Here is a 13,107-nt window from a genome sequence, read left to right as displayed (position 1 = left end):
AGGCGCCCGCAGAGGCTCCTGGCCTGTCTCATCAATTTGCACCACACAGGAAGACTGCCGACACCGAACGTAGCCATTTGTAAGGAATGTTGAGCATGAAATCACGTCCATCCCGTTCTCTGATTGCCCGCCTGTTGTTGCCCGTCGGCCTGATAGCCGCCCTCAATGCGCCGTTCGCCCTGGCGACCGAGAAAACCCTGCATGCGGTGATGTCTTCATCCTTGCGCGTGCTCGATCCGATTGCGACCACCGCGCAGATCACCCGCAACCATGCGTACATGATCTACGACACCTTGATCGGGATGGACGAGCACTTCGAACCCAGGCCGCAAATGGCCGACTGGACTGTCTCGCCCGATGGTCTGACGTACACCTTCAAACTGCGTGACGGCCTGCTCTGGCATGACGGCAAACCGGTGACCGCCGCCGATTGCGTCGCCTCGCTCAAGCGTTGGGCGCGGTTTGATGTCGGTGGCCAGTTGATGATGAAGTACACCGCCGGCATCACCGCCACCGACGACAAGACCATCGCCCTGACCCTGGCGAAACCCTTTGGCTACGTGCTGCAACTGCTGGCTAAACCGTCGTCGGTAGCCGCGTTCATGATGCCGGAGCGGGTCGCCAACATCCCTGACGGCAAGATGATCACCGACTACACCGGTTCGGGGCCTTACGTGTTCGTTGCCAGTGAATTCGACCCCGGCAATCGCGTGGTCTACGAGAAATTCAAGCAGTACGTGCCGCGCAAGGAACCGGCCAGCGGTACTGCCGGGGGCAAGGTGGTCAAGGTGGACCGCGTGGAGTGGATCAACATGCCGGATCGCATGACCGCGATCAATGCGCTGTCGTCCGGCGACATCGATTTCATCGAGCAACTGCCGATCGACCTGTTGCCCATGGTCCAGGCCGACGATCACCTCAAGTCCGGCGTGTTGAGCAAGCTGGGCTCAATGACCGGTGGGCGCATGAACTTCCTCTACCCACCGTTCGACAACCCCGACATTCGCCGAGCCGCACTGCTGGCGATGAACCAGAAAGACGTGCTTGACGCGCTGGTGGGCAACCCCGAGTACTTCAAACAATGCGCCTCGGTGTTCGGCTGTGGCACGGCGTTGCAGAGTGAAGTCGGCGGTGAATCACTGCTCAATGGCGGCAATCTGGAAGCGGCCCGCGCGCTGTTGAAGAAAGCCGGCTACGACGGCACCCCGGTGGTGATCATGCAGCCGACCGATGTCCCTAGCCAGGCACCGCAGCCAGTTGTCGCGGCCCAGGCGTTGCGCAAGGCGGGCTTCAACGTCGATCTGCAACCGATGGACTGGCAGACCCTGGTGTCGCGTCGGGCCAATCAGAATCCACCGTTCCAGGGTGGCTGGAACCTGTTCTTCACCTACTGGAACGCTGAAACCATCTGGAACCCGGTGGTTAATCCGATGCTAGACGGTGGCGGGCAGAAGGGCGCGTGGTTCGGTTGGCCGACAGATCCGAAGATGAATGAACTGCGGGTGGATTTCGCCACTGCGACCGATCCTGCGAAGCAGAAGGAAATCGCGGTCCAGATCCAGAAACGTGCCATGGATCAGGTCAGCTACATCCCGCTGGGGCAGTACTTCGATGTCGCCGCCTGGAACAGCCGTATCAGCCACTTGATGACCGGGCCTTCCACGGTGTTCTGGAGCGTCGAGAAAAGCGACTGATTGCTGCGACATGACTCTTGCCCTCGGAGGCTTCGATGCTTGGTTACTTCTTACACCGTGTGATGGCGGCGATCCCGGTCATGCTGGTGGTCGCACTGTTCGTCTTTCTGTTGCTGCGGCTGTCGCCGGGGGATCCGGCCGCGATCATCGGCGGTGACATGGCCACCCCGCAGCAACTGGCGGCCATTCGCGAAAGCCTGGGCCTGAATCAGCCGTTGTACCGGCAGTTTTTCGTGTGGATCTGGCAACTGCTTCAGGGTGATTTCAGCACCTCGCTCATGGCTCATACACCGGTACTGAGCATGATTGGTCAGCGCCTGGAACCGACCTTGAGCCTGGCCTTGGTGGCGATTGTTTTTACCATCGTGATCTCGGTGCCGCTGGGTGTGCTGGCGGCTTGGAAGCACGGCAGCTGGATCGACAACCTGGTGATGTCGACCTCGGTACTGGGCTTTTCGGTGCCGGTGTTCGTGATCGGTTACGTGCTGATCACTGTCTTCGCCATCGAGCTGAAGTGGCTGCCTGTGCAGGGCTTTCGCAGCATCACCGATGGTCTCGGTCTGTTCGCTCAACGCATCGTGTTGCCGGCGCTGACGTTGTCTTCGGTATACGTCGCGCTGGTGGCCCGTATGACCCGGGCCAGCATGCTCGAAGTATTGGGCGAGGATTACATCCGCACTGCCAGGGCCAAAGGTCTGGCCGAGATTCACGTGCTGTTCCGGCATGCCTTGCGCAACGCGATGATCCCGATCCTGACAGTGATCGGCACAGGTTTCGCGCTGATGATTTCCGGGGTGGTGGTCACTGAAAGCGTGTTCAACATTCCAGGGTTGGGGCGATTGATCGTCGACGCCGTGCTGGCCCGCGACTACCCGGTGATTCAGGGCATGATCCTGCTGACCAGCGGTGTGTATGTCGTCATCAACCTGTTGATCGACCTGTCGTACGCGATCAGCGATCCCCGCATTCGTTACTGAGGGCACGGCCATGAGTAAACCTGTTCCTCTGATGTTGCCTGCACCCCGACGCCGACTGCTCAGACTGCCGCAACTGCCATTGACCTCGGCCATTGCCTTGATCTGCCTGGTACTGATCGTCGGCATGGCAATCTTCGCGCCGTGGGTTGCCAACCATGATCCAGTGGCGTTGTCTCCGGCCTTGCGGCTGAAACCCGCCAGCACCGAGTTCTGGCTGGGCACCGACGCTTACGGTCGTGACCTGTTTTCCCGCATCGTCTATGGCGCACGGATCTCACTGACGGTCGGCGTGGGCGTGACGGTGCTGAGCATCCTCATCGGTTTGCCGCTGGGGCTGATCGCCGGCTATTTCCGCAGCCTTGATGCGTTGTTGATGCGGGTAATGGACGGGCTGATGGCAATTCCCGGCATCCTGCTGGCGATCGCCATCGTCTCCCTTGGCAGCGCCGGGATCTGGACGGTGATGATCGCGATCATGGTGCCGGAGATCCCGCAGGTGGTGCGGCTGGTGCGCTCACGGGTGTTGTCGACCCGCGAGGAACCGTACGTGGAAGCGGCGGTACTGATGGGCACCTCGACCTTCAAGATCCTGACCCGACACTTGATGCCCAATACCCTGGCGCCGCTGATCGTGCAGGGCACTTACATCTGCGCCTCGGCGATCCTCACCGAATCGATCCTGTCGTTCCTGGGCGCTGGTATCGGCACCGAAATTCCGACCTGGGGCAACATCATTTCCGAGGGCCGGGTGTACTTCCAGCTCAAGCCTTCGCTGGTGCTGTGGGCGGGACTGGCGCTGTCACTGTGTATATTGTCGATCAACCTGTTGGGTGACGCGGCGCGGGATGCGCTGGACCCACGCATGAAGAAAAGGGGCGCGGCATGAGCGAGCAGCAGAGCGACACGCTGAGGGTGGAACACCTATGCGTGAACACCGCAGAAGGCAAACCGATCCTGCAGGACATCTCGTTCGAGATTCGAGCGGGCGAGACTTTGTGCCTGGTGGGCGAGAGCGGTTCGGGCAAGTCGGTAACGTCACTGGCAACCCTCGGGCTGTTGCCCAAGGACGCGCTCAATGCCGTCAGCGGACGCATTCTGCTGGATGGCGAAGACGTTCTACAGGTCAGCAACGGTCGACTCAAGGCCCTGCGCGGCCGCCGCATGGCGATGATCTTTCAGGAGCCCATGACTGCGCTGAACCCGGTGCTGAGCGTGGGGCGGCAGATCGACGAAGTGCTGCAGACCCATACCGACCTGAGTGCCGCGCAGCGCCGCGCGCAGGTGATGAACGCGCTGGCGCATGTGCACCTGCCGGACATCGACCGCATTCACGACGCTTACCCGCATCAACTCAGCGGCGGGCAGCGTCAGCGCATCATGATCGCCATGGCGCTGGTACTCGAGCCGCGTCTATTGATCGCCGACGAACCGACTACCGCGCTGGACGTGACGACCCAGCAACAGATCCTCAAGTTGATTCGCGAGCTGCAACAAAAACATGGCACGGCCGTGTTGTTCATCACTCATGACATGGGCGTGGTGGTGGACATCGCCGACCGCGTCTGCGTGATGCGCCAGGGGCACATCGTCGAATCCGGTACGGTTCAAGAGGTGCTGTCACAACCCCGCGAGGACTACACCAAAGCCTTGCTGGCGGCGGTGCCGGGTCTCAAGCCGAGGGCAGCACGCCGGGAAGCGTTCAGCATGCAGGTGGTGCTCGATGTCAGCGAGCTGGGCAAGGTCTATCCGGCGGCGGGCGGAGCATTGCGCTGGTTCGTCAAGCAGCGTGAAGGCGCACGTGCGGTGCATGACGTGTCCTTCACCCTCAAGCGCGGTCGGACGCTCGGCATCGTCGGTGAGAGCGGTTCCGGCAAGTCGACCGTGGCCCGCTGCGTGATGCGCCTGCTGACACCGAGTCATGGCGCGGTGCGGGTCACCGGCAAGGACATTTCCGAGTTGTCGGCGGCCGGGCTCAAGCCACACCGCAAACGCATCCAGATGATCTTCCAGGACCCCAACCGTTCGCTCAATCCTCGGGTGAGCATCGGCAAGAGTCTGGTGGAAGGTCCGATGAACCATGGTGTGCCATTTGCCCAGGCTTGGGCGCGCGGCCAGGAATTGCTGGAGCTGGTGGGGCTGCCGGCCGACGCCATCGACCGCTACCCGCATCAGTTCTCCGGCGGACAACGGCAACGCATCGCCATCGCCCGCGCCCTGGCCATGGAGCCGGACGTGATCGTCGCCGACGAAGCTGTGTCTGCCCTCGACGTGTCGGTGCAGGCGCAAGTGCTGAATCTGTTGGAGGACATCCAGCGCCGCATGGGTGTCGCCATTTTGTTCATCACCCACGACCTGCGGGTAGCGGCGCAACTGTGCGACGACGTGCTGGTGATGCAGCGTGGTCAGGTCATCGAATACGGACCGGCGGCCGATGTGCTGGCCCGTCCGCAGCACCCCTACACACAGCAATTGATGGACGCGGTCCCGGGCAAGGGTTGGGATTTCGCCGCGGGCCAGAGGATTTGAGCATGGCGTTTGATTTACTGTTTCGCGACGTCACCGTGGTCGACGGCACGGGCGCCGAGCCTTATGTCGCTGACCTGGCGACGCAGGGTGACCGCATCGTGGCCATCGGCAGTCTCGCCGGTCAGGTCTCTCTGCGGGTGATCGACGGCAGCGGGCGTTGCCTGATGCCGGGTTTCATCGACGTGCACACCCATGACGACACCAACGTCATTCGCAACCCCGACATGCTCGCCAAAGTCTCCCAGGGCATCACCACGGTTATCGTCGGCAACTGCGGGATCAGTGCCTCGCCGGTCACGCTGCCGGGTGTGCCGCCGGACCCGATGAACCTGCTGGGCGCACGGGACGCGTTTGTCTACCCGACTTTCAAGGCCTACGTCGAAGCGGTCGAGCAGGCGTGTCCGAGCGTCAACGTGGCGGCGCTGATCGGTCACACCGCATTGCGCGCCAACGTCATGGAGCGATTCGACCGCCCAGCCGCAACAGACGAACTGGACGGTATGTGCGAGGCACTGGAAGGCGCCCTGGACGCGGGGGCCATCGGCCTCAGTTCGGGGCTGGCCTACACCAACGCCAAACAGGCGCCAGTGGCGGAAATGCAGCGGCTGGTGGACATTGTCGGTGCCCACGGTGCGTTGTACACCACGCACATGCGCAACGAGCACGACGGCTTGCTGGATTCGTTGGAGGAGTCGTTCAGCACCGCACGCAAAGCGGGCGCCGACCTGGTGATCTCTCACCTCAAGTGCGCCGGGGCCGGTAACTGGGGGCGTGCGCCACTGGCCCTGGCAGCCCTTGAAAAAGCCGCGAGCGAACAATCCTGCAACTGCGATTGTTATCCGTATTCGGCCAGCTCTACGACGCTGGATGCGTGGCGGGTCAATGAGCAGATGGAGATCTACATCACCTGGTCGGACCCGCACCCGGAGATGGCGAAGCAGACGCTCAAGGAGATTGCCGCGCAGTGGGGCGTGTCACAGCTGGAGGCTACCGAGCGCCTGCGTCCGGCCGGGGCGATCTACCACATGATGAGCGAAGACGACGTGCGCAAGATCCTCGCCCACCCGCTGTCGATGATCGGCTCGGACGGTCTGCCCAACGACCCTAATCCGCACCCGCGTTTGTGGGGCACTTTTCCCCGGGTGCTGGCGCACTATTGCCGTGACCTGAAACTGTTCGACCTGGCGCAAGCGGTACGCAAGATGACCGGTCTGTCGGCGGCGCGTTTTCGGTTGCAGGACCGTGGCGTGCTGCGCGAGGGTGCATTCGCCGACCTGGCCCTGGTGGACATGGTGCGGATTCAGGACGTCGCCACCTATAGCGACCCCTGTCGGCAGGCTCCGGGCATCGATCTGGTGGTGGTCAACGGGGTGGTGAGCTACGAGGGCGGTCAGGTGCAAGGACGGCAGGGGCGCTTGTTGAAGCGCCAGCCTGCCGCCGTGGCGGTTTAAGCGCTCGTGGCTGCGGTCAGCATGATCTCGACCCGTACGTCCGGCGACGCCAGGTCGGCCTGGATGGTTGCGCGGGCCGGTGCGGCGCCTTCGGGCAACCACTGGCTCCAGACTTCATTCATCGCGGCGAAATCCGCGTTGATGTCCTTGAGCCAGATATGTGCGCTCAACAGTCGCGACTTATCGCTGCCGGCCTGGGCCAGCAAAGCGTCGATCTTCGCCAGCACCTGGCGTGTCTGGCCCGCGCAATCCTGGCTGCGGTCGTCGGGCACCTGGCCGGATAACCAGGCCAGGCCGCCATGGACGACGGCGCCCGCGAGACGTGGATTGACGGAAATTCTCTGAATGCTCATGGCAATTCCTGATGGGGTGATGGACCGGCAAAGCTAGCCAACCTTGTCGTCGAGCGCCATGACCAATTTGGCGGTCAGCCATAACGCATTGCTAAGGCTGATCATCGCCGTAACGAATCGAAGGAGACACAGTGTGCAGGTAGTCGTGATAGGCGCGGGGGTGGTGGGCCTGACCAGCGCCTGGTATCTGGCCCGCCAGGGCGTGCAGGTCACTGTGGTGGACCGGCATGCCGACGTGGCGCAGGAAACCAGTTTCGCCAACGGTGGGCAGCTCAGCTACAGCTATGTGGCGCCGTTGGCCGACCCCGGAGTTATCGGCAAACTGCCGCAGTGGTTGTTGCGTGCCGATTCGCCGTTGCGTTTCAGGCCACGGCTGGACCCGGCGCAATGGCGCTGGTGCATGGCCTTTCTTGGCGCCTGCAACGATGCGCGTGTGCGCCGCACCATCGGCGAGATGCTCGGCCTGTCGTTTCTCAGCCGCGATTCGCTGGACGAGTTGCTGGCGCAGCATCCGCTGGAATTCGATCTGATTCGCACCGGCAAGCTGGTGGTCTATCGCGATCCGGTAGCCCTGGCCGGTGCTGCGCCGATGGTCGATTGGCAGCGCTCGCTGGGGGCTGATCAGAAGATCCTCGACGGCGCAGACTGTGTGGCGCTTGAACCGGCATTGCAGGCGGTCGGTGGACAATTGGCGGGCGGCATCTACACGCCGGGTGAAGCGACGGGCGATTGCCTGCGTTTCTGCCATGGTATGAAGGCGCTACTCGGGCAGTTGCCCAACGTGCGTCTGGCCCTGAGCACAGATGTGCAGGGGTTGGTCCACGAACGACAGCGGGTGGTCGCGGTGCGCACCGCTCAAGGGGATCTGCCCGCCGATGCCGTTGTGGTGGCAGCAGGCATGTTCAGTGTGCCGTTGCTCAAGCCACTGGGGATCTCGTTGCCGCTGTACGGTCTGCGTGGCTACAGCCTGAACGTACCGCTGAACGCAGGAATGCAGGCGCCACGCTTGAGCGTCACCGATGCCGCGCGCAAGGTAGTGTTTGCGCCGTTGGGTGAGCGCTTGCGCATTGCGGCGATGGTCGACATGGGAGTGGATCGGGCCGACGTCGATCCGGCACGTATCGCGCTGCTCAAGCAGCAGGTGGCAGAGACGTTTCCGCAACTGGACCTGAAATGCGCCCAGGCCTGGGCGGGTTTGAGGCCCAGCACGGCACACAGCAAACCGATCGTTGGCCGGGCCGGACGTTTCAGCAATCTGTGGCTGAACGTCGGGCAGGGCGCCCTGGGATTCACCCTGGCACTGGGCAGCGCGAAGCTGCTGGCTGCACAAATGATGAATGAAGTCCCCCCGATAGACCCGTCACCTTTTCAGTTGCACTGAACAGGTTGTGGCTGGCTGTACACGTCTCTGGCGTGGATGGCCGGCGAAAATGGGCGATACAGACCTCGCATAGCCCGTGAGCGGCTCACTGAGCCCGCTCATCGCACCCGTCTTCGGCAGCGTCTGCCGAGGAGCAGGTTCACTCGCCCTTGATATTCTCTGGTGTACATTTAATCGCTTGAATTCAGAAGGTATGTTGACAGAGTACCTTTGGTATGCCGAAACTATACCCGTACTTCAAGACCGCCCGCAGAGGCGAGAATCCCCAAAATCACGCATCACATTCAGCAAGACCTGCCGCTTCAATCTGCCGTATTCATGATGAATTCCTACGACCAGAGACAAGGATCAGGACATGCTGAACTCGCGACGTTTCACCCGCTCACTCAACACCCTCGTGCTGGTCATGCTATCCAGCGCAGCCTGTTCGTTACCGGCGCTTGCTGAAACCCGCCTGACGCTGGTCTCGGTCTGGCCGGAGGCCAACTTCCACGTCAAGAACCTGCGCACCTTTGCCGCCGAGGTGAAGAACGTCACCCATGGCGAGGTGATCATCGATGTGCACAGTGGCGGCGATCTGGGCATGAAGGGGCCGGAGCTGCTGGCGTCGGTGCGGGACGGCATCGTCGATATGGCGGACCTGCTGATGAGTCAACAGGTCGGCGAAGAACCGTTGATGGGCCTGCAAGGTTTACCTTATCTGGTGCGCAATGCCAGTGAGCAGTTGACCATGGGCACGGTGGCAGGGCCGTACTACGCGAAGATCGCCGAGCGCAACAACCAGAAGTTTCTCTACACCGTGCCATGGCCGGGACAGGGGCTTTACAGCAAGACACCGGTGGCCACTCAGGCCGACCTGTCGGGCATGAAAATCCGTACCGTCGAAAAGAACGGCACCGACTTCTTCGGTGCGCTGAAGGCATCGCCGATCCAAATGCTGTGGGGTGAAGTGATTCCGGCCCTGGCATCAGGCGCGTTGAACGGCGTGACGACCTCCAGCACCTCGGGAGTCGACGGCAAGTTCTGGGAATTCACCGGCTATTTCAACCAGATGAACTGGCAGTCTGCGCCGGACGTGGTGTCGGTCAACCTCGACGTATGGAAGGGATTGTCGGCGGCCAATCAGCAGGCCATCACCGACGCGGCCCGGCGCCTTGAGACGACGTTCCGTCAGGTCTCGCAGGACGAGGACCGACAAGCCGAAGCCGTGCTCAAAGAGAAGGGCATTGCCATCTCCCGTCCGACGCCTGAGTTCAACGAGCAGTTAAGCAAGTCGGCGACGCCGATCTGGAACGCGTTCATCAAGCAGGCCGGTCCCTATGCCCAGGTGCTGATCAAGCAATACCTGACGCAAACCGGTCGCGCCGAACTGATTGAGTGAGGTGTCCATGAACAACTTTCCAATCGTCTTTATCGAGCGTCTCAGCCGCGTGCTGGGTGGTCTGGCCGGCGCAGGGATGGCGTTGTTGTTCCTCCTGATGATCGCAGAGGTCTTCTATCGCAACCTTACCGGTCGCAGCCTGGGGTTCACCTGGGAGTTCAGCGGTTACCTGTTCGGCGCGATCGTCTTTCTGGGCAGCGCCTGGACCTTGCGCTGCGGTGGGCAGGTGCGCATCCGCTTCATGCTCGACATGCTGCCGCCGCGCTGGGCACGGCTGCTCGACCTGCTGGCCTGTCTGTGCGGGCTGTTGATCGCGCTGTATCTGTTCTATTCCCTGTGGGGTTTTACCTGGCAGGCCTACAGCCGCGACATCGTTTCCAGCACGCCGGAGAAAGTGCCACTGGTATATCCCCGGGCCTTGCTGACCCTCGGCTCGGGCATGCTCTGCCTGCAAATCTTCGCGCAAACGCTGTCCCTCGCACTGGGCCACGAGCAAACATCCTCCACTTCCCAAGCGAGCGTGCACGCCTCATGAGCATGATCATTGTCGTGACCCTGTTGGCGATGGCGGTCTTGCTGTCGATGGGGGTCTGGGTCGGTGTCGCGCTGGCCGGTGTCGGGATCTTCTCGCTGGAGATCTTTCGCCACATGCCGGTGGACAAGCTGCTGGCGCAGACCGTGTCCAATGTGTCCATGTCACCCGAGCTGGTGGCCCTGCCATTGTTCATCCTGATGGGGGAAATCCTGTTTCGTACCAAGCTATCGAAGTTGTTGTTCGACGGGTTGTCACCCTGGACCCGGCATATCCCCGGTCGTCTGCTGCATACCAATGTGCTGGGCTGCACGCTGTTCGCCGCGATCTCCGGTTCTTCTGCGGCCACCACGGCGACGGTAGGGCGCATTACCTTCAAGGAACTGACCTCTCGGGGTTATGACCCACGCATCGCGGCCGGTTCGCTGGCCGGCGCGGGTACGCTGGGTTTTTTGATTCCGCCCAGTACCTTGATGATCGTCTACGGCGTACTGGCGCAAGTGTCGGTGCTGAAGATGTTCATGGCCGGGATCATTCCGGGCCTGCTGCTGGCGCTGGCGTTCATGACTTACGTGGCGGTCTATGCGTTGCTCAACCCTGATCGTTTGCCCCGAGACGATACCCGCACCACCGTGGGTGAGTTGCTTCGCGGATTGCTGCAACTGGGGCCGGTAGTGATGCTGATCGGCTTCGTGGTGGGGTCGATGATGTTCGGTTTCGCCACGCCGACCGAGGCGGCTGCCATGGGCGTGCTCGGTGCCCTGGTGATCTGCGTGCTGCAACGCTGCTTCAGCTGGCGGGGCATGTGGGAAGCGTTGATGGGGGCCATGCAGACCTCCAGCATGATAGGCCTGATTATCATCGGCGCGGTGTTCCTGTCGGTGGCGATGGGCTTTCTCAAAGTACCCGCCACCATCGCGCAAACCATCGGCGATCTGGGGCTGTCACCGTTCGCGCTGATCATGTTGCTGATCGTGTTCTACGTGATCCTCGGCGCGGTGCTGGAGGGTATGTCGATCATCGTCATGTCATTGCCGATCACCTTGCCCCTGATCACCGCCGCGGGTTACGACCCGATCTGGTTTGGCGTATTCCTGATCCTGGTGGTGGAAATGGCCCAGGTCACGCCTCCGGTGGGGTTCAACCTGTTCGTGCTGAATGGCTTGTCGGGGATGCCGTTGTCCACCCTGGCGCGGGCGGCACTGCCGTTCTTTTTCATCCTTGTGGCATTCACCGTGCTGATCACGGTGTTCCCGGAGATCGTCCTGTATTTGCCGCGCACGCTGGAGCATTGAGGACCTAGAGCTGGCATGGCCGCGGCCCACTGATTCAACAATAAAAGAAGACAGTCGTTTGTAACTGCCCACACACACCAACTTTAAAAGTCATAGGGTGCACCGTTGGGTGCGCCCCGGGGAATTGTTTGATGAACGTAAAAGCCAGATTGACCTGCGCTGCACTGGGCGCGTTGGTAGGCGGTGCCAGTTCGGGAGCCTCCGCTGAGTTCCTCAAGGACAGCAAGGCGACCTTGTCGATGCGCAACCTCTACGTCAACGGTGATAACCGTGACGGCACCGCCTCTCCTTCGAAGTCCGAAGAGTGGGCTCAAGGCTTCATGCTCAATTACCAGTCGGGATTTACCGAAGGCACGGTGGGCTTCGGTCTCGACCTGCTGAGCTTGACTGGCGTGACCCTGGATACCGGCGACGGCAGCCATGCCGGCGGCACCATCGTCCCCGACGACGGTGACAGCGGAGTTGGCACCTGGAGCCGCTTTGGCGCAACCGCCAAAGCGCGGCTGGCGCAATCGGAAATGCGCCTCGGCACGCTGATGCCCAAGCTGCCGATTCTGGTGGCCAACGACGGTCGCCTGTTGCCACAAACCTATCAGGGCGGACAGATCAACTCCAAGGACATCGCCGGTCTGACGTTGACCGGCGGCATGCTCAATCAGGTGACGGGCCGGGCTTCCACCGATCGCACCGGCATGTCGGTCGCTGGCAGTGCCGAAGACAGCAACAAGTTCACCTTCGCCGGTCTCGATTACGCCGTCAGCAAGAACCTCAAGGCGCAGTATTACTTCGCCAATCTGGACGACTTCTACGACCAGCATTTCGTCGGCTTGCTGCATGTGTTGCCGATCAACGACTACAGCTCGTTGACCACCGACTTGCGCTACTTCAATACCCAGTCCAGCGGCAAGAACGGCTCGGCGGGCGGTCGTGGCGAAGGTTACAAGGTCGGTGGCTACACGAAAAATGGCGACGGCGAGATCGACAACAACACCTGGAGCCTGTTCAGTACCTACACCTTGAGCGCGCACTCATTCACCTTGGGTTACCAGAGCGTTTCCGACGACAGCAATTTCGTCCAGCTCAACCAAAGCGGGCTGACCGATAAGGGCGCAGGGGGTGCCAGTGTTTATCTGTTCACCGACAAGCTGATCCAGAACTTCACCCGGGCAGGGGAGCGCACGGCGTTCGGCCAGTACGGCTATGACTTCGCCGGCCTGGGCATCCCCGGCCTCAAGGCGTCGGTGTCGTACCTGAAAGGGACCAACATCCAGACCACCCGCGCTGGCGATCAGTCGGAGTGGGAGCGTGACATCACCCTCGATTACGTCGTGCAGTCAGGCACCTTCAAGGGGGTTGGTCTGGCCTGGCGTAACGGCATGGCGCGCAGTGAGGCCACCCGTGACTACGATCAGAACCGCTTGATCGTCAGCTACTCGATACCGCTGTTGTAAACGATCGTGTTTTGAAAACAATCACGGCCCTGAAAAAGGGCCGTGGTTGTTTTTATTTACCGTGAT

At 61.5% G+C, this 13,107-nt stretch carries 11 protein-coding genes; 10 read left to right on the top strand and 1 reads right to left on the bottom strand.

From position 1 onward, the window contains the following. Positions 1–95 precede the first annotated feature (95 nt). Genes ACYZUD_RS09100 through ACYZUD_RS09080 form a run of 5 tightly spaced genes read left to right on the top strand, consistent with a single transcriptional unit; the run spans position 96 to position 6,648 of the window. Positions 96–1,694 carry an ABC transporter substrate-binding protein gene (locus tag ACYZUD_RS09100; protein WP_462023674.1) on the top strand — a complete coding sequence of 533 codons (1,599 nt, stop codon included), beginning with the start codon at positions 96–98 and terminating at the stop codon, positions 1,692–1,694. 35 nt (positions 1,695–1,729) lie between these two features. Then, entirely contained in the window at positions 1,730–2,671 is a 942-nt protein-coding gene (locus tag ACYZUD_RS09095; protein WP_462023673.1) for an ABC transporter permease, read from the top strand. Positions 2,672–2,681: 10 nt separating this feature from the next. Beyond that, positions 2,682–3,557, top strand: coding sequence for an ABC transporter permease (locus ACYZUD_RS09090; RefSeq protein WP_462023672.1), 876 nt, complete (start codon positions 2,682–2,684; stop codon positions 3,555–3,557). Beyond that, a complete protein-coding gene (locus ACYZUD_RS09085; protein WP_462023671.1) occupies positions 3,554–5,197 on the top strand; it encodes an ABC transporter ATP-binding protein in 1,644 nt (547 codons plus the stop codon). Before ACYZUD_RS09090 ends, ACYZUD_RS09085 begins: the two co-directional genes overlap by 4 nt. Positions 5,198–5,199: 2 nt before the next feature. Further along, positions 5,200–6,648 (top strand): N-acyl-D-amino-acid deacylase family protein, encoded by a 1,449-nt coding sequence (locus ACYZUD_RS09080; RefSeq protein ID WP_462023670.1) that lies wholly within the window; start codon positions 5,200–5,202, stop codon positions 6,646–6,648. Here ACYZUD_RS09080 and ACYZUD_RS09075 read toward each other — a convergent pair. Continuing rightward, the gene (locus ACYZUD_RS09075) at positions 6,645–7,001 is read right to left on the bottom strand and encodes a RidA family protein (RefSeq protein ID WP_462023669.1); all 357 of its coding nucleotides are present in this window, start codon (positions 6,999–7,001) and stop codon (positions 6,645–6,647) included. The genes ACYZUD_RS09080 and ACYZUD_RS09075 overlap by 4 nt on opposite strands. 133 nt (positions 7,002–7,134) lie before the next feature. Here ACYZUD_RS09075 and ACYZUD_RS09070 point away from each other — a divergent pair, with 133 nt between their 5' ends. From ACYZUD_RS09070 to ACYZUD_RS09050, 5 genes are all read left to right on the top strand, one after another. Beyond that, positions 7,135–8,382: a D-amino acid dehydrogenase gene (locus ACYZUD_RS09070; RefSeq protein WP_462023668.1), complete on the top strand. Its 1,248-nt coding sequence runs from the start codon at positions 7,135–7,137 to the stop codon at positions 8,380–8,382. Positions 8,383–8,737: 355 nt separating this feature from the next. Further along, a complete protein-coding gene (locus tag ACYZUD_RS09065) occupies positions 8,738–9,763 on the top strand; it encodes a TRAP transporter substrate-binding protein (protein WP_462023667.1) in 1,026 nt (341 codons plus the stop codon). Between the two features lie 7 nt (positions 9,764–9,770). Continuing rightward, positions 9,771–10,298: a TRAP transporter small permease subunit gene (locus tag ACYZUD_RS09060; RefSeq protein WP_462023666.1), complete on the top strand. Its 528-nt coding sequence runs from the start codon at positions 9,771–9,773 to the stop codon at positions 10,296–10,298. Beyond that, positions 10,295–11,590: a TRAP transporter large permease gene (locus tag ACYZUD_RS09055; protein ID WP_462023665.1), complete on the top strand. Its 1,296-nt coding sequence runs from the start codon at positions 10,295–10,297 to the stop codon at positions 11,588–11,590. Before ACYZUD_RS09060 ends, ACYZUD_RS09055 begins: the two co-directional genes overlap by 4 nt. A gap of 131 nt (positions 11,591–11,721) precedes the next feature. Further along, entirely contained in the window at positions 11,722–13,041 is a 1,320-nt protein-coding gene (locus ACYZUD_RS09050; protein WP_462023664.1) for an OprD family porin, read from the top strand. Positions 13,042–13,107: the final 66 nt, after the last annotated feature.

Source organism: Pseudomonas sp. XS1P51, from assembly GCF_054897845.1.
This window is presented reverse-complemented; position numbering and strand designations above follow the sequence as displayed.

Coding starts and splice junctions, on each gene's coding strand:
- ACYZUD_RS09100 (WP_462023674.1), top strand. CDS start 96: ATGAAATCACGTCCATCCCGTTCTCTGATTGCCCGCCTGTTGTTGCCC.
- ACYZUD_RS09095 (WP_462023673.1), top strand. CDS start 1,730: ATGCTTGGTTACTTCTTACACCGTGTGATGGCGGCGATCCCGGTCATG.
- ACYZUD_RS09090 (WP_462023672.1), top strand. CDS start 2,682: ATGAGTAAACCTGTTCCTCTGATGTTGCCTGCACCCCGACGCCGACTG.
- ACYZUD_RS09085 (WP_462023671.1), top strand. CDS start 3,554: ATGAGCGAGCAGCAGAGCGACACGCTGAGGGTGGAACACCTATGCGTG.
- ACYZUD_RS09080 (WP_462023670.1), top strand. CDS start 5,200: ATGGCGTTTGATTTACTGTTTCGCGACGTCACCGTGGTCGACGGCACG.
- ACYZUD_RS09075 (WP_462023669.1), bottom strand. CDS start 7,001: ATGAGCATTCAGAGAATTTCCGTCAATCCACGTCTCGCGGGCGCCGTC.
- ACYZUD_RS09065 (WP_462023667.1), top strand. CDS start 8,738: ATGCTGAACTCGCGACGTTTCACCCGCTCACTCAACACCCTCGTGCTG.
- ACYZUD_RS09060 (WP_462023666.1), top strand. CDS start 9,771: ATGAACAACTTTCCAATCGTCTTTATCGAGCGTCTCAGCCGCGTGCTG.
- ACYZUD_RS09055 (WP_462023665.1), top strand. CDS start 10,295: ATGAGCATGATCATTGTCGTGACCCTGTTGGCGATGGCGGTCTTGCTG.
- ACYZUD_RS09050 (WP_462023664.1), top strand. CDS start 11,722: ATGAACGTAAAAGCCAGATTGACCTGCGCTGCACTGGGCGCGTTGGTA.